At 39.2% G+C, this 15,278-nt stretch carries 13 protein-coding genes and 1 pseudogene; 9 read left to right on the top strand and 5 right to left on the bottom strand.

Annotated elements, in window-relative coordinates:
- Window positions 1-30: 30 nt before the first annotated feature.
- The 3 genes from BMZ31_RS13665 to BMZ31_RS13655 all read right to left on the bottom strand — a co-directional run bounded on the left by BMZ31_RS13665 (window position 31) and on the right by BMZ31_RS13655 (window position 3,801).
- The gene (locus BMZ31_RS13665; RefSeq protein ID WP_090832322.1) at window positions 31-1,377 is read right to left on the bottom strand and encodes a GntP family permease; all 1,347 of its coding nucleotides are present in this window, start codon (window positions 1,375-1,377) and stop codon (window positions 31-33) included.
- A 164-nt stretch (window positions 1,378-1,541) separates the two neighbouring features.
- A complete protein-coding gene (gene gntK, locus BMZ31_RS13660) occupies window positions 1,542-3,077 on the bottom strand; it encodes a gluconokinase (protein WP_090832321.1) in 1,536 nt (511 codons plus the stop codon).
- A complete protein-coding gene (locus BMZ31_RS13655; protein WP_090832319.1) occupies window positions 3,070-3,801 on the bottom strand; it encodes a GntR family transcriptional regulator in 732 nt (243 codons plus the stop codon). Before BMZ31_RS13655 ends, gntK begins: the two co-directional genes overlap by 8 nt.
- A gap of 320 nt (window positions 3,802-4,121) precedes the next feature.
- Between BMZ31_RS13655 and BMZ31_RS13650 the strand changes: the two genes are divergently transcribed.
- A complete protein-coding gene (locus tag BMZ31_RS13650) occupies window positions 4,122-4,922 on the top strand; it encodes an alpha/beta fold hydrolase (protein WP_090832317.1) in 801 nt (266 codons plus the stop codon).
- A 53-nt stretch (window positions 4,923-4,975) separates the two neighbouring features.
- Here BMZ31_RS13650 and BMZ31_RS13645 read toward each other — a convergent pair.
- Window positions 4,976-6,085: pseudogene (locus BMZ31_RS13645) on the bottom strand (aminopeptidase).
- A gap of 124 nt (window positions 6,086-6,209) precedes the next feature.
- Here BMZ31_RS13645 and BMZ31_RS13640 point away from each other — a divergent pair.
- From BMZ31_RS13640 to BMZ31_RS13615, 6 genes are read left to right on the top strand one after another with little or no spacing between them, the layout of a single operon-like run.
- Window positions 6,210-7,118: an ABC transporter ATP-binding protein gene (locus BMZ31_RS13640; RefSeq protein WP_090832315.1), complete on the top strand. Its 909-nt coding sequence runs from the start codon at window positions 6,210-6,212 to the stop codon at window positions 7,116-7,118.
- A gap of 3 nt (window positions 7,119-7,121) precedes the next feature.
- A complete protein-coding gene (locus BMZ31_RS13635; RefSeq protein ID WP_090832313.1) occupies window positions 7,122-7,865 on the top strand; it encodes an ABC transporter permease in 744 nt (247 codons plus the stop codon).
- An 11-nt stretch (window positions 7,866-7,876) separates the two neighbouring features.
- A complete protein-coding gene (locus BMZ31_RS13630; RefSeq protein ID WP_090832312.1) occupies window positions 7,877-8,593 on the top strand; it encodes an ABC transporter permease in 717 nt (238 codons plus the stop codon).
- Window positions 8,594-8,621: 28 nt separating this feature from the next.
- Entirely contained in the window at window positions 8,622-9,353 is a 732-nt protein-coding gene (locus tag BMZ31_RS13625) for a response regulator transcription factor (protein ID WP_090832310.1), read from the top strand.
- The gene (locus tag BMZ31_RS13620; protein ID WP_090832308.1) at window positions 9,350-10,768 is read left to right on the top strand and encodes a sensor histidine kinase; all 1,419 of its coding nucleotides are present in this window, start codon (window positions 9,350-9,352) and stop codon (window positions 10,766-10,768) included. The genes BMZ31_RS13625 and BMZ31_RS13620 overlap by 4 nt, the downstream gene beginning before the upstream one ends.
- 49 nt (window positions 10,769-10,817) lie before the next feature.
- Window positions 10,818-11,429, top strand: a complete 612-nt coding sequence (locus BMZ31_RS13615; RefSeq protein ID WP_090832306.1) for a methyltransferase domain-containing protein — start codon at window positions 10,818-10,820, stop codon at window positions 11,427-11,429.
- A 44-nt stretch (window positions 11,430-11,473) separates the two neighbouring features.
- Here the strand turns inward: BMZ31_RS13615 and BMZ31_RS13610 are convergent, their stop codons facing one another.
- Window positions 11,474-11,740, bottom strand: coding sequence for a hypothetical protein (locus tag BMZ31_RS13610; RefSeq protein WP_139206619.1), 267 nt, complete (start codon window positions 11,738-11,740; stop codon window positions 11,474-11,476).
- A gap of 107 nt (window positions 11,741-11,847) precedes the next feature.
- Here BMZ31_RS13610 and BMZ31_RS13605 point away from each other — a divergent pair, with 107 nt between their 5' ends.
- Window positions 11,848-12,363, top strand: coding sequence for a CBO0543 family protein (locus BMZ31_RS13605; protein ID WP_090832303.1), 516 nt, complete (start codon window positions 11,848-11,850; stop codon window positions 12,361-12,363).
- Between the two features lie 196 nt (window positions 12,364-12,559).
- Window positions 12,560-15,073, top strand: coding sequence for a CapA family protein (locus BMZ31_RS13600; protein WP_139205951.1), 2,514 nt, complete (start codon window positions 12,560-12,562; stop codon window positions 15,071-15,073).
- The last annotated feature ends 205 nt before the right edge of the window (window positions 15,074-15,278 follow it).

The following is a 15,278-nucleotide window of genomic DNA, read 5'->3' as shown; positions in this document are numbered from 1 at the left end:
AGTCCCTTATAGGGGGGCTGACCATTTTTATTATACGAACAAGCTTAGCAATAGTATAAATCCTAATCCAGCTACAGAGATGATTGTTTCTAACAATGTCCATGTTGCGAAAGTTTCTTTCATGCTTAAACCAAAGTACTCTTTAAACATCCAGAAACCTGCATCGTTCACGTGGGATGCGATTAAGCTACCAGCTCCAGTTGCCAGTACCACGAGTGCAAGGTTTACGTCAGTTTGACCTAGCATCGGAATGACTAAACCAGCAGTGGTTAATGCTGAAACCGTTGCAGATCCTAATGAGATTCGTAGGATAGCTGCGATAATCCAAGCAAGCAAGATTGGAGATAAAGAAGTTCCTTTGAATAGTTCAGCTACGTAGGTACCTACACCGCCATCAATCAATACTTGCTTGAAAGCACCGCCTCCACCAATGATTAAGAGCATCATACCAATATGAGTAATGGCTGTTGTACAAGAATCCATAACCGTCTTAATTGGAATTTTACGTGCCAAGCCCATTGTGTAGACTGCTACCAATAGTGAAATTAGCATAGCAGTACCAGCTTCCCCTATGAAACGGATCGCAGCTAGTAAACTATTATCTTCAAATCCCATCGTTTTTTGCAACAAGTTAATAATCGTTGCAATTGACATTAAAATAACAGGTAGTAATGCGGTAAAAACACTAATTCCAAAACCAGGTGTTTCTTCAAGCTTGAATGATTTCTGTTCGCCTAGTGAAGCGATATTACCTGTTTTTGTAAATGATTCTGGAACTAGTTTTTTAGCAAGTTTTGTGAAAACAGGTCCAGCAAGTAAAACAGTAGGAATAGCTATGATAAAGCCGTAAAGTAATACTTCACCTAGATCCGCACCATATTCACCAGCAATGACTGTTGGTCCTGGATGAGGCGGTAAAAAACCGTGTGTAACAGATAAAGCTGCTGCCATAGGAATACCAAGATATAAAATACTAACCTTCAATTCTTTTGAAATCGCAAATACGATTGGAATTAATAGTACTAATCCTACCTCGAAGAATAAAGCAACACCAATGATGAAAGAAGCGACAACCACAGCCCACTGAATATTCTTTTCTCCGAATTTATTAACGAGGGTCATCGCAATACGTTGAGCGCCCCCTGAATCTGCTATTAATTTACCTAACATCGCACCAAGCCCGAAAATTAATGCTAAGTGACCAAGTGTCCCGCCCAAACCAGCTTCAATTGTTTTCACAATGTCACCTAATGGCATTCCAAGTGCTAATGCAACACCAAAAGAGACAATGATTAATGAAATAAACGTGTTTAACTTGAAGCCCATGATTAACAGAAGTAACGCTAAGATACCAATTGCTACAATAACCAATGGCATTGTAATTCCCCCTAATAATTTTTTTATTTATATATCCCATAAAGGGAAGAAAACCCTTACAAAACTACTTTTTAAAAATTCGTAGATTTAATTGAATCAAAGCTTGCCAGATTAGTTCCAAGAAGCATGAGCGGGGATAAAGAAAATCCCCACCAATTCTAGCTTCACTTTATTAAGCTTCTTTGATAGTTTGCAATTTGTGCATATTCGTTTTCTAATGCTCTAGCCAAATTGATGAAGATAGGCACTAGTTGTCTATACTCTTTTGCAGCATCTTCCTTAGGTGTATGTTTGTGAGTGCTTCCAATCATTTCAGAAACGACCTCGAAAGAGTCAATTTTACCTGTTGCATAAAGGCCTAGTATACAAGCCCCCAAACACGAACTTTCGTAGCTTTCGGGCACTACCACTTCGAGGTCGAAGATATCGGACATCATTTGTCGCCAAACATCTGACCTTGCGAAACCTCCAGTAGCTTGAATTCTTGCTACCGGACCTTCCATGCATTCGACTAGCGCTAAAAATACCGTATATAAGTTGAAAATGACGCCTTCTAAAGCGGCTCGAATCATGTGTTCTTTTTTGTGAGACATCGTTAGCCCGAAAAATGAACCACGTACATCAGGGTTCCATAATGGTGCCCTTTCACCTGCAAGGAATGGATGGAATAATAAACCATCAGAGCCCGGTCTTACGCGTTCAGCAATCTTGGTCAATACATCGTATGGATCAATTCCTAGTCTTTTGGCGGTTTCTACTTCAGATGCTGCAAGTTCATCCCTGATCCAGCGAAGGACCATTCCGCCATTATTGACAGGTCCACCGATTACCCAATGCTTTTCCGTTAAAGCGTAGCAAAAGATTCGGCCTTTTTCGTCTGTTTGTGGTTTGTCAATGATGGTTCGAATAGCACCACTTGTCCCAATCGTGACAGCAATTTCGCCTTTTCCAATGGCATTAACACCTAGATTAGAAAGTACTCCATCACTTGCACCAATAACGAAGGGAGTTTGTGGGTGAATTCCAATCTGTTTAGCTATTTCAGGATTACAGTTTGTGAATATCTCTGTTGTTGGAACGAGCTTTGATAATTGATCACCTGTAATGCCCGCAATCGATAAAGCTTCTTCATCCCAATCCAAGTTTTTGAGATTCATCATGCCCATCGCAGAAGCGAGGGAATGATCCACTACATATTGATCAAAGAACTTTTTAAAGATATATTCTTTAATTCCGATATATTTTTTCGCTTTTGAAGCAATTTCAGGACGATCATTTACGATCCATGCAATTTTGCTAAGTGGCGACATTGGATGAATTGGCGTTCCCGTTCTTTTGTAAATTTCATGGCCATTCAATTCGTTTTTTATCTTACGGGCCCAAGCTTCGCTTCTGTTATCTGCCCAAGTGATGCATGGCGTCAGGGGCTGATCGTTTTCATCCATGGCAATCACACTATGCATGGCGCTGCTAAATGAGATAAAAGCAATATTCATACTAGAATGTTGCTTTGTTATTTTAGAAATAGCAGTTATGACGGCAAAATATATCTCTTCCGGGTCCTGTTCTGCCGTTGAAATATCTGGCGTATAAAGCGGGTAGCCAATATTCTCTTGTTGGATGACTTCACCTTTTTCACTAAATAAAACAGCTTTCGTACTTGTCGTACCAATGTCTATCCCTAACATATAGCTAGTCATTTTCTTGCTCTACTCCTTTAGATAGCATTTGTTGCGACATCCAAAGGTCATCTACTTTACCTTGAACATCATCAAAATTTTGATGTAAAGATTGAATCATGAGGTCTCTATTCTTTGTTTTGATTGCTTCAATATAAAGTTCGTGGTTGTTGATTATACGTTCAAAGTCTTCGTATTTCTCCTCGAAGCGAACGCGCATTGATAAAAGGATAAAGGCTTCCATAACAGGTTTTGCATTATTCCATATCATCATGATGTATGAATGATTGATCGCACGAATGATGGTTTCATGGAATAGGACATCCTGATATGAAAATTCATCTGCATCCTTATATTTTATAGCGACCTTCATCATTTCAAGGATTTTACTTAGTTCTCGTACTAAATCTGAGGTATCTAATTTTACAAGTCGTTCAAATACAAATGTCTCTATAAGTAAACGAACATCATAAATTTCTTCTATTTCTTTCTCTGTTAAACCAATAACAACTGCGCCCATTCTTTCTAGTCGAATCATATTCTCAGATGCTAGTGTTTTTAAAGCTTCACGGATTGGTGAACGACTCACATCGAATTCTGCAGCTAATTGATTTTCAGACAACTTGGTACCGCTTTCAATCAGTCCCGAAATAATTTGCATTCTAAGTTCGGATGTTACACGGTCACCTGTCGATGCTTTTGTAAGCCATTTTTGAGGATATAGGAATTCCTTTTTATTCGGCATGATTTCACCTGCTTATTAATCAAGTATACTTGTATACAAGTATTATAATTCGTATTTTTAAAAATGCAAGCGTTTTAATTTTAGGATTTTAAAGGATTTCGTCTATGTATTCATTATTCTCTACTAATTTAGAAACAAATTCGTCCAACCTAAAAATAATCTCTACCAATTCAGAGATCATTTCGTCCAGTTGCCAATTAATTTCTACTTTGCTTGTTCTACAAGCAGATTAAATAGGACATGAGTGCGCAAACTCTTCCTACCGAACACTCATGATGCAAAAATGACCGCATATGATGGGAAGAGGGAGAGTGATTTAGATGGGATATTATGTGAGGGGGAAGAATAACGTCCGCTTGTTTGTTGAAGATATCGGAAAAGGAAAACCGGTCCTGATGCTTCATGGGTGGCCGATTAACCATAAAATGTATGAGTATCAACTCAATATTCTTCCTTCATATGGGATTAGAGTAATTGCTCCAGATCTCAGAGGGTTTGGAAAATCCGATCGGCCGTTCAAGGGTTATTCCTACCGTCATATGGCAGACGATATTAAAGCGATTGTGGACGCGTTGGGATTGCAAAGTTTTACCCTTCTTGGTTTTTCGATGGGCGGTGCTATTGCGATTAAGTATATGAGCAGGTACATGGGATATAAAGTGAACAAGCTGATTCTTGCCGGAGCAGCGGCGCCGTCTTTTTCACAAAGAACTGATTATCCTTTTGGGATGCCAGTAGAGGATATTAATCGTTTAATAAATTCGCTTTATCAAGATCGGCCAAAAGCACTGGATAATTTCGGAAAAGACTTTTTTGCGACTAAGGTCAGTGATGAATTCAGAGGTTGGTTCAATCAGTTGGGGTTAGAAGCATCGGGACACGGGACGATCCAAACAGCTAAATCATTGAGGGATGAGGATTTACGGAACGACTTACAAACCATCATAAGAGAAACCTATATATTACATGGCAAAAAAGATAAAATATGTCCATATGAATTTGCTCTAGAAATGAGGAAGAGAATTATGTATTCCAAACTTATTCCTTTTGAACAGAGTGGACACGGATTGTTTTACGATGAAATGGAGAAGTTTAATAGAGAGTTATTAGGCATTATATAGATTCAGCAGCATACCAACCCGCTTGAAATAATCAAGCGGGTTATAAATGTTCATTACTTTAAATTCTCAGGATTCAGCCCTGATAATTCTTGGAGGACAAATCTACCATCCTTGCTAATCAAAACATCATCAAAATAGATTTCTCCACCGCCAAATTCTTCTTTCAACATCAATACGATATCCCAATGGATAGACGATTTATTGCCATTATCAGCGACTTCGTATGCCTCGCCAAGTGCAAAGTGAATGCTGCCGTTTATCTTTTCATCAAAGCCGACATCATTCATGATCTTGTTGATGAAAGGATTGACGCCAATCGCAAATTCCCCAATATATCTTGCGCCTTCGTCCGTATCCAGCAGCTCTATCAACCTCTTGTTGTTATCACTCTTACAATCAATGATTTTCCCGTTTTCAAAATTAAATTCGATATCTTGGAAAGTTTGTCCGGTATAAATTGATTTTGTGTTAAAGGTGATTTTCCCATTTACTGAATTCTTGATAGGTGCGGTGAACACTTCACCGTCAGGAAGGTTGATTTTTCCGTCACACTTAATGGCAGGAATTCCTTTTATCGAAAAAGAAAGGTCCGTGTTCAGTGCGGCGATTCTGACCTTGTCGGTTTTATTCATGAGATCGACAAGGGCATCCATCGCTTTTGACATTTTGCTGTAATCCATTGTACATGTCTCGTATAGAAACTCTGTATAAGCCTCCGTACTCATGCCGGCAAGTTGGGCATAACCCTTTGTTGGACAATTTAAGACGATCCACTTTTTCTTCAATTGTTCATCACTAACGGGCTTGTATGCTTCTCAGAAAATATTTCTTTTCTCGCTAGGGACATCTGCATACTCAGAAACATTATCCTCGCCTAGAAGGGCGATGACGGCGTCCATTTCCCTCATTCTCGCGAGTTTTATTTTAGCATCAAGTTTGAATTGATCTTCTGAGCCTCTTAGCATCATTTTGCGGTTCGTGGCGTAATCACTCAACTCGAAAAATACTTGTCCGCCAGCATTATATATTTCGTCTATAAACGGAGTTAGAATATCAAAATTATTAATATCAAGTGCTTGTATCAAAACCCTTTCCCCAGGTTGAACAGAAATGGAATAATGTACAACAGTTTGAGCGAGTTTTTGTAAGCGAGAATCCATCATCTTACTGCCTCCAAATACATAAAGATTCTCCCTTCCGAAAATTAAGGTAAACATAAGGTTCGGAAAAAAGTGAGTTAAGGTTGCTTGCGTATACTTCAATTATAAATGATGACGGAGGTTTATGATGAACCAATATGTGATTGAAACAAAAGAAGTTGAAAAAAGATTCGGAAGCTTTTTGGCGGTAGACCATGTAAATTTGCAAGTACCTAAAGGAGGGATATATGGATTTCTTGGACCGAATGGTGCAGGTAAGTCGACGACGATCAGGATGTTGCTTGGATTAATTCAGCCGACATCAGGGAGAGTTGAGGTGTTTGGCAAGGATATCAGAAAAGAGCGGCTAGCAATCTTGAAAAAAGTGGGTTCAATGGTCGAATCACCCTCCTATTATGGCCATTTGACTGCCTATGAAAATCTTGAAATCACTCGCAAAATTTTAAAAGCAGATAAAAAGGAGATTGCCCGCGTCCTAGATATCGTTCGCCTGAACGATGTGAAAAATAAAGCTGTGAAAAAATTCTCACTTGGTATGAAGCAGAGGCTTGGAATAGCTCAGGCACTACTTGGAAAGCCTGAGCTATTGATTTTGGATGAACCGACGAATGGTCTAGATCCCGCCGGGATTTTGGAGATTAGAAGTTTGATAAAGAGTTTGCCAGAGCATTTTGGGATGACAGTGCTCATTTCAAGCCATATTTTAACGGAGATTGAACATATCGCCACGCATGTTGGCATCATCAATAAAGGGAAGTTAATGTTTCAAGGTAGTCTTGCCCAACTGCAAAATAGGCAGGTGGAAGAAATTAAGTTGGATGTCTCCGAGAAAGAAAAAGCCTTTCATTACTTATCAGATTTAGGCTACGGAGTCACTGTAAGTCAAGACCACTTGTTATTAAAAAAACCAGTCGATCATTCATCGGCAGAGATTAATCGGAAATTGGTCATGGAAGGTTTTGATGTGAATCAAATCATCATGGAAAAAAGTACGCTCGAAGACATTTTCCTGCAAATGACGGGGAAGGGGGCATAGGGAATGGAATTGATCTCACTACTAAAAACAGAGTGGTATAAACAAAAACGAGGATTGTTGTGGCTGTTTCTACTTATTATCCCATCAGGTACAACACTTGCCATGTACTTGGATATGAAAATTCGTTATGCGGACTATCTATTGTTTAGAGCAAAAGAAGAAGGAATCAATTCTTGGGAAATGCTACTCATGGAAAATCATCATGTTCTTGGCTGGGGTGTATTTCTTCCCCTTTTTGTTGGCATCATCTATACGCTCATTTATCAGATGGAGATAAACCAGAATTCATGGAAGCAGTATTTAAGTCTTCCTATTAAAAAGGAAAATGCATTTTTGAGTAAGTTCTTAATGGGTTTTTTCTTTAGTTTTCTCCTTGTTGCCCTTAATACAGCTGGTCTAGTTGTGGTCGGGAAAATCATTGGTTTCCCGGAAGCGATTGACTGGAGGGTTTATGGAGAATACATCTTCTATCAGACGATTGTCATAATGGGTGTGGCTTCCATTCAAAATTGGCTAAGTTCTTATTTGCTCAACCCTATCGTGCCAGTTGTTATCGCATTTATGGGGTTGATTATTTCGGTTATCCTATCTTCTCAGTTTGCGAAGTATTTTCCATACAGTCTCGTCACCCTTGTGGATAGCGTCAAAGGACATATAAATTTGCAAGTGGTGCTCACATCCTTGCTGTTCGCAATACTTGGTTTGGTTTTCGGTGTCTGGAATTTTAAGGAAAAGGATATTTTATAGGGGGAACGCTGATGTACACTTTATTTTATTCCGAGTGGCTTAAGTTAAAGAGAACGAAAATCATATGGATGGCGACAATCCTTCCGTTGTTCGCCATTTTCCAAGGATGGACTTTTGCGAATGGACAAAAAGGTCCAAACGTTTTTGAAGAATTTTTGATTACTGGAAGTCTATCATTTTATTGTTGGCTTGCTTTGCCCCTTCTGATTACTGTCGTCATAGCGATGATGGCGAGAATCGAGCATAGCAACAATGGATGGAAACAACTGCTTGCTATGCCGATTTCAAAAGGGCAGGTATACGGGGTAAAACTAGGAATTGCCCTATTGCTCATCTTCTATAGCATGATGGTTTTATTGGTTGTAATGATTCTAGCAGCCATAAATTTAGGGATCGATTATTCCTTGATATGGATCCTCAAAAAAACTTTCCTCATTTATGTAGCGAGTTTACCTATGATAGGGGTTATTTTTTATATAAGCTATCGCTTTCAGCATGTGGCCATACCTTTGGCTGTTGGTGCAGGGCTTAGCTTACCGTCTATGTTTGTAGCAAACTCAGAAAAATACTGGATCTTTTATCCGTGGGACTATCCGATCATGAGTTCTCTATCTCATATGTTTTCAATGGGGGATAAAGCATCCATTATGTATGCGATTTGCCTAGTCACATTTATTTTCTGCTTGTTAATAGGATTCCTACAATTTAAGTCGAAAGATATATTGTAGTTATTTGGTTGGAAAAGGAAGTTGAGAAATGCTTAAAAATGAAGCTGTATCAGGAAAGAAAATCTTACTGGTAGATGACGAAGCTGAAATCTTGGAATTGTTATCGACAGTCTTGAAAAAAGAAGGATTCGATCAAATTGTCTGTGCGTCCAAAGGGGCCGATGCAGTCTCCAAATGCGAACTTGAAAAACCAGATATCGTCGTTTTGGATATCATGCTGCCGGATATGGATGGCTACGAAGTGTGTAAGAAAATGAGAGAGTTTACGCTAATACCGATTATATTTCTTTCTGCAAAGACAGACGATATCGATAAACTTTTAGGATTAGGGATTGGTGGGGATGATTATGTGACAAAACCCTTTAGTCCAAAAGAAATTGCTTTTCGGATAAAAGCTCAATTTCGCAGAAACGAATATTTGAGCCAGTATAAAAAACGAGAAAATTCTACGATTGCCTTTGGGGAAGTGATCATTGACACTACAGCAGGTGAAGTAATAAAATCCGGCATACCTGTAATTCTGACTGCAAAGGAATACCAGTTGCTCGTCTATTTAGCCGAACATCCTAATCAAATTCTCAGTAAAAGCAAGATATGTGATGCGGTATGGGGTGAGGATTATATTGGCCATGACAATACCATTATGGTACACATTCGGCACTTAAGAGAGAAACTTGAAGAAAATCCAAGCAAGCCCAAGTGGATTTTAACCGTCAAGGGTTTAGGATATAAACTACAGACAAGGTCTCATTCAACATGAAATGGAAAATAACCGTACAATTCCTTGCTTTGCTCGTTATCACGATGGTCATTTCATTATGCTTATTCATGATTATGAATATCTTCCTGCTCTATAGTGGCCCGAAAAATCCCGAAAAAATCTTTTCTCCACATAGCAGAGCTGAAGCCTTTACTATCCGTTTGGCTGACGATATTACTTTGGATGGTAATAAAATCGCAATTAAAAAATCCGTCTTGAAAAGCCTTGAAGAAAATGGTTTGTGGATCCAAGTGCTCGATGAGGATGGATCAGAGATTTATGGGAGATTCACACCTAAAAATGCTCAGAAACACTATACAGCAGGTGAAATCATTTTTCTTCACAAATATACAGGTGGAGTTAAAGGGTATTCGGTCTATGGTGGAATTTTAAAAAGAGAAAACAGAAATTTGAGCTACTTAGTTGGATTTCCTGAAAATAAGGTAGCGAAATTCACCTTTAATTTTAGCCCAGATACGCTACTTCAGGACTTTCTTAAGTTCTTTGGATTGGCTGCTGCTATTTTTGTCCTTATCTCGCTAGGGGTAGGCTATTTATTCAGCAACCAGCTGGCAAAGCCTATACTGAAGGTTGTAAAGGGGATCCAGTTGCTTGCCAAAGGAGAATATGGTCAAGAAGTATCTCCTAAAGGTATATACAAATCTGTTTTGTCTAACCTTAATGAACTATCGCAGAGCTTAAACGAAAATGAGCGGGTAAGAAATGAGATGGAGGATATGCGTGAAGAGTGGATCACCAATATTACGCATGATCTCAAAACACCCCTTGCTTCTATTAAAGGTTATGCTGAAATTATTTCAGACAAGGAATACGACTTGTCCGATCAGGAAAAGAACCGCTACACACATATCATTTTGAATAAAGCAGAGTACATTGGAGAATTGGTCGAAGATCTTAATCTTACTTACCGTTTGAAGAACCCGTCTTTTCCTTTGGCTAAAAAACAAGAAAATCTAGTTGAACTTATAAGGGATAGTGTGATAGAAATACTAAATCACCCTTTGTACGAAGAGATTTCTATCGATTTTCAATCTAACACTGAAAATGTTAGCTTCCTCTGCGATAAATTACTTATGAAGAGAGCTTTCGCCAATCTTATTTACAATGCCATTGTGCATAATTCCTCTGATGTAGAAATAAAGGTAAGCATTATTCATTCTCATGAAGGCATGGAAGTGAAGATCGAAGATAACGGAAAGGGAATTCCTGAAAAAGATTTAGAGAAACTCTTTGAGCGATACTATCGTGGGACCAATACAGGCGAAGCACAGAAGGGGTCGGGACTCGGACTTGCCATTACCAAGCAAATTATTGAGGCACATGGAGGGGAAATAAAAGTAAGCAGTGAAATGAGTAAAGGGACTGCCTTTTTGATGCACTTTTCTCAAGAGTAGTTCATTTTATCCTTCCATAAAAATAGCAACTAGTATAAGGATTGAGACCATGACTAACCAACAATACGATCAATTACTGAATATCAAGACAGTCGGAAATCAAAAAGGATTCCATAAGTCTCTGCACTATCATCGCTATGAACCGACACCCTATCAAGGACTGGAACAACTCTTTCAGTCATACGAATTAAGGAGTGGCGACCGAGTGGTGGATTTCGGATGTGGAAAAGGGCGCTTGAACTTTTACATTTATCATTTGTTTAATGTCGATGTGGTGGGTATCGAAATGGACGAAATTTTCTATCAAGATGCAATGGAAAATCGCGGAGATTATATAAAAAAATATAAGAATGGGTCAGAAAAGATTCACTTTCAATGTTGCATGGCCCAAGATTATGAAATCAAGCCAAATGACAATCGTTTCTATTTTTTTAACCCATTCTCCTTGCAGGTGTTTATCCAAGTAGTGAATCGGATATTGTTATCGGTTGAAATAATGGAGCGCGAAGTTGATCTTATTTTATATTATCCATCAGAAGATTATATCTACTTTTTAGAAAACCAAACTGCTTTTGAAATGATTCAGGAAGTTAAACTCAAGGGCAAGTATGAGCATAACTCCAATGAGAGATTCTTGATCTATCGTCTTAGGCATTGGTAAAGAGTGAAGGGGCAGGGACTCAAAAGTTCCTGCTTTTTCTTAGTCTAGGTAATTATTAAATAAAACAATGTGGATAACTTTCTGCGATTTTCTAATAATCCAGATCCAGCGCCCAGCCCCTCGGGGTTGTTTTTAAAAGCTAAAACAACCTCGGTCATAAGCCAAATCACTCCAGAAATCAGGACAAGTAACACTTCGGCAGCATCAACATCGCACGAAGAAAAGGCGATAGCCTTTTCGAGGATGTACTGCGTGATTCGTCTTATGCCTGTCGGGGCTAAGCAGGGCGCTTGCGCCTTTTGTTCATTCATGAGGATGTTTAAGTCAGAAGACATATTTCCCAATAAGCCTATCATGTATTTGAAATCCAAAAATAACCTATCCTAATAAGAAGCGAGGTAAAGGAGACGATGGCATAGTGGTTGCGTTAGTATATTCAATTCTATGGATATTGGCAGCGTGGAAGTGGGGAGATTGGAAGAATTGGTCAAAGTATTATCCCACAATCCTCTTTGCTTCGATCGGGAACTTAATATATGAAGTGGTTTGTTCTGAGTATCCTATGTGGTTAATGGAGCCCAATGGTCTTCCTAATCGTACATTGCCCATTCTTTTACTTGTCATTGTGGGTATGCCTCTGTCCGTATTTCTCTATTTGTCCTATTATCCTTTTAAGAAGTCAAAAACAAAACAAGCCATGCACATCTTTCTTTTCGTTGCTATCTTTGTTGTGCTCGAGTATGCTTCTGTGAAGTTAGGGTCAATCACATATCACAACGGCTGGAATCTATACTGGTCCACTCTATTCAATATCGTCATGTTTAGTATTTTACGGCTTCATCACACCCATTATAGGTTTGCTCTAATTCTTTCAGCCATTTTCATAGGCATGTTGTCTATTATGTTTGATTTAACTTTAGGTAAAATGAGATAAAAACTTCAACAGAATTCACTAGAAAAGCCGAAATGATTAGCATGCTGATTATTTCGGTTTTTCTTGTTATGAGAGAATATTACATAAATCTGTAAAATTATAATATTTTTGGTAAAATTTTCATTCGACATCTTCATTTGACAACCTTCCCATATTTTCCCTTTTAAACTAAAAGGGTACAAGCCGGGGAGGGAATGTGAGATTGATTAAAGGAAGAAGCCTTGTTTGTTTTTTTCTGACGATGATGTTTGTTCTAGGGGGGACTACAGTCAGTATAGCTCAAGCCGATACAGAGAAAACGCTTGAGGAAGAGGTTAATAGTTATATAAAAGCATCGGGTGGAACGATTACAGTCAACTATCAAAGTTTAGAGACAGAAGATCATTACAAATTCAATGATCGAATGCTAGTAGCTGCAGCAAGCACGATAAAGCTACCATTAGCGCTGTTTGTAATGAAATTGGCTGATGAAGGAAAAATTGATTTAACTCAACAGTTGACGTATCAAAAGCGCCATTATTATGGTGGCAGTGGTGTCATACAATATGAGGCAGTTGGTTCACGCTATACAATAGAACAACTAATCGAGAAAGCCATGATTCACAGTGATAATATCGCATTCATCATGTTAAAAGAATACGTGGGTACTCAGGATTTTGTTGCTTTTATGAAGAAAATCGGTGGTCAATATACATATCCCGGAGGACGCAATGTGACGTCTGCCTACGATTTAAGTCTTTATGCTGCCGAGCTATATCATTTTTCAAAAAGTAGCCCTATTGGAGCAAGACTTGTCGGTTATTTAAAAAATACAGTTTACAATACGACGATTCCAAAAGGAATCAAAGATGTTGAAGTGGCCCACAAGGTTGGGATGATTCCGATGAATCTTATCTACAATGACATTGCCATCGTGTTTGACGATCAGCCGTATACGCTGGCCGTGACAACTAGTGGACTTCCTTATGAAAATTCACAGCAAGTCATTGCTGATATTGCAGCCATTGTTCATAAACACCATAAAGCGCAAACGAAACCATATTATGTCTTGTCAAAACTGACGGGTGGTCGACTTGAGAAAATCAAGGAGGACAGCCTTGTAAAGGATAGTCATTATGTGAAAAGTGGAGGACTTAAAACAGCCCTCATTTGGTACCGTGATATAAATCTTTTAAAAACGGCTTTTAGTGGAGTAGAAGCTAGTCCACCTATTATTGGCAAGGCTGTTTTCTTGTCCCTAAAAGGGAATGTGTATGGGGATGCAATCCTTAAACTGAAGAATATGTTTGCAGATAGGAAGAAGACGAAAAACACACTTCCTAAGACACATTATTTTCCTTCGACTGTGAAGCAGTTCATGACGACTGAGGACGTACCAGTCTATTCTGCTACGGGCGAGCTAGTCGAGATAGGAAAGTTAAGGGCGAATCAAGTTTGGGTGAGAACGGGTGAAGATCGGTTTTGGCATTTTGTTTCCTTTGGAATGCAAAGGGGCCAAGTATGGAAAAGCAATACCATCCCCGTTTATGGAAAGGTGAAAACCGTTGAACAGAAGGACTCGTACCTTAAGTATTTGAAACTACTTCCGAATGCATCTGTGTTTGAACAGCCATCGCTTTCTGCAGATTCGCTCGTTCTTTTTCAAAAAGAGGGAATCGTCCGTTTCTTAGAGGAGAGAGGTGAATGGTTCCGAGTCGCTGTTGGGGGTAAAGTGGGGTTTGTACATAAAGGTTTTGCTGAGGAGCCTGTTTCTGAGCCAATCAGACTAACTTTTGCCGGTGATGCAATGATGGATTGGTCGGTGAAGGAGACGGTACGGATAAAGGGAGCGGGATATCCTTTTGTTCATGTGAAGACAGAGTTGTCAGCTAGTGATCTAGGCATAGTGAACTTGGAGACGGCGGTAACGGATACAGCTGGAAAGTACACAAAGGAATATAATTTCAAGTCGGATAAGTTTTCTTTAGCTGGGTTAAAGGACGCTGGTTTTGGGCTAGTGTCGCTAGCAAATAATCATTCGTTTGATTACGGAATGACTGGTTTTCGAGATACAGTGGAAGCACTGGAAGATAGTCAGTTGGATTTCGTTGGCGGCGGTCTCACGAGTGAGCAAGCATATGCTGCGAAGTCCTATAATATCAAGGGGAAAAAGGTTAAGATTATGGCTTTTTCAAAAGTGCTGCCCGATTTCAGTTGGGTGGCCGGTGAGGCTAAACCAGGATTAGCGAATGGTTATGAATTAGAATTGATGAAACGCAACATAAGAAAAGAAAAACAGGATGCAGATTATGTGTTTGTTTACATTCACTGGGGTGTCGAGAAGAGCCGTAAGCCTGAGCCTTTTCAAAGGGACTGGGCTCGTCAGATGATTGATTCTGGTGCAGACGGAATTATCGGCAGTCATCCACATGTGCTACAAGGGTTTGAGTACTATAATGGAAAGCCGATTGCCTATTCAATCGGAAATTTCTTATTCCCAGATTACGTAAAAGGGGATAAGGCACAAACAGGACTGTTGCACTTGGATATTCAAGATGGGGATATCACCTTGAGTTTTTCGCCGTATCGAATTGTACGCGATCAAATCGTACCGCAAAGTGATCAGGAACGAGAGGTGGTTTGGAGAGAACTAGAAGGTCTATCTTATGGTGAGATTGAGATAAGTAACGGGCTCGTGCTAGGGACGAATTCTGTTATAGCGGGGAAATGATTGGAATCATATCCTTGTATCTGAAATGGAGCAACTAAAAGTATTAGAAAGCAGCAAATATTTGCTGCTTTCTTTAGTTAGTTTTTATACCTATACAGGTAATCTGGGAGTCGAAAACTGTCGGAAACTCGATAACTAGTATTTAACCGCCGTTAAAGTTCTCGAAACCGCCGTTAAATGGCCCACAACCACCGTTAGTTTATGT

It is taken from the genome of Bacillus sp. cl95 (assembly GCF_900115925.1).
In the GTDB taxonomy this organism is placed as follows: Bacteria; Bacillota; Bacilli; order Bacillales; family Cytobacillaceae; genus Neobacillus_A.
Note: the sequence above shows the minus strand (reverse complement) of the source record. Positions and strands in the feature narration are given on the sequence as shown.

Bases quoted from the DNA above. Each gene is read 5' to 3' on its own strand.
- BMZ31_RS13665 (WP_090832322.1), bottom strand. From the start codon at position 1,377: ATGCCATTGGTTATTGTAGCAATTGGTATCTTAGCGTTACTTCTGTTA.
- gntK (WP_090832321.1), bottom strand. From the start codon at position 3,077: ATGACTAGCTATATGTTAGGGATAGACATTGGTACGACAAGTACGAAA.
- BMZ31_RS13655 (WP_090832319.1), bottom strand. From the start codon at position 3,801: ATGCCGAATAAAAAGGAATTCCTATATCCTCAAAAATGGCTTACAAAA.
- BMZ31_RS13650 (WP_090832317.1), top strand. From the start codon at position 4,122: ATGGGATATTATGTGAGGGGGAAGAATAACGTCCGCTTGTTTGTTGAA.
- BMZ31_RS13640 (WP_090832315.1), top strand. From the start codon at position 6,210: ATGAACCAATATGTGATTGAAACAAAAGAAGTTGAAAAAAGATTCGGA.
- BMZ31_RS13635 (WP_090832313.1), top strand. From the start codon at position 7,122: ATGGAATTGATCTCACTACTAAAAACAGAGTGGTATAAACAAAAACGA.
- BMZ31_RS13630 (WP_090832312.1), top strand. From the start codon at position 7,877: ATGTACACTTTATTTTATTCCGAGTGGCTTAAGTTAAAGAGAACGAAA.
- BMZ31_RS13625 (WP_090832310.1), top strand. From the start codon at position 8,622: ATGCTTAAAAATGAAGCTGTATCAGGAAAGAAAATCTTACTGGTAGAT.
- BMZ31_RS13620 (WP_090832308.1), top strand. From the start codon at position 9,350: ATGAAATGGAAAATAACCGTACAATTCCTTGCTTTGCTCGTTATCACG.
- BMZ31_RS13615 (WP_090832306.1), top strand. From the start codon at position 10,818: ATGACTAACCAACAATACGATCAATTACTGAATATCAAGACAGTCGGA.
- BMZ31_RS13610 (WP_139206619.1), bottom strand. From the start codon at position 11,740: ATGAATGAACAAAAGGCGCAAGCGCCCTGCTTAGCCCCGACAGGCATA.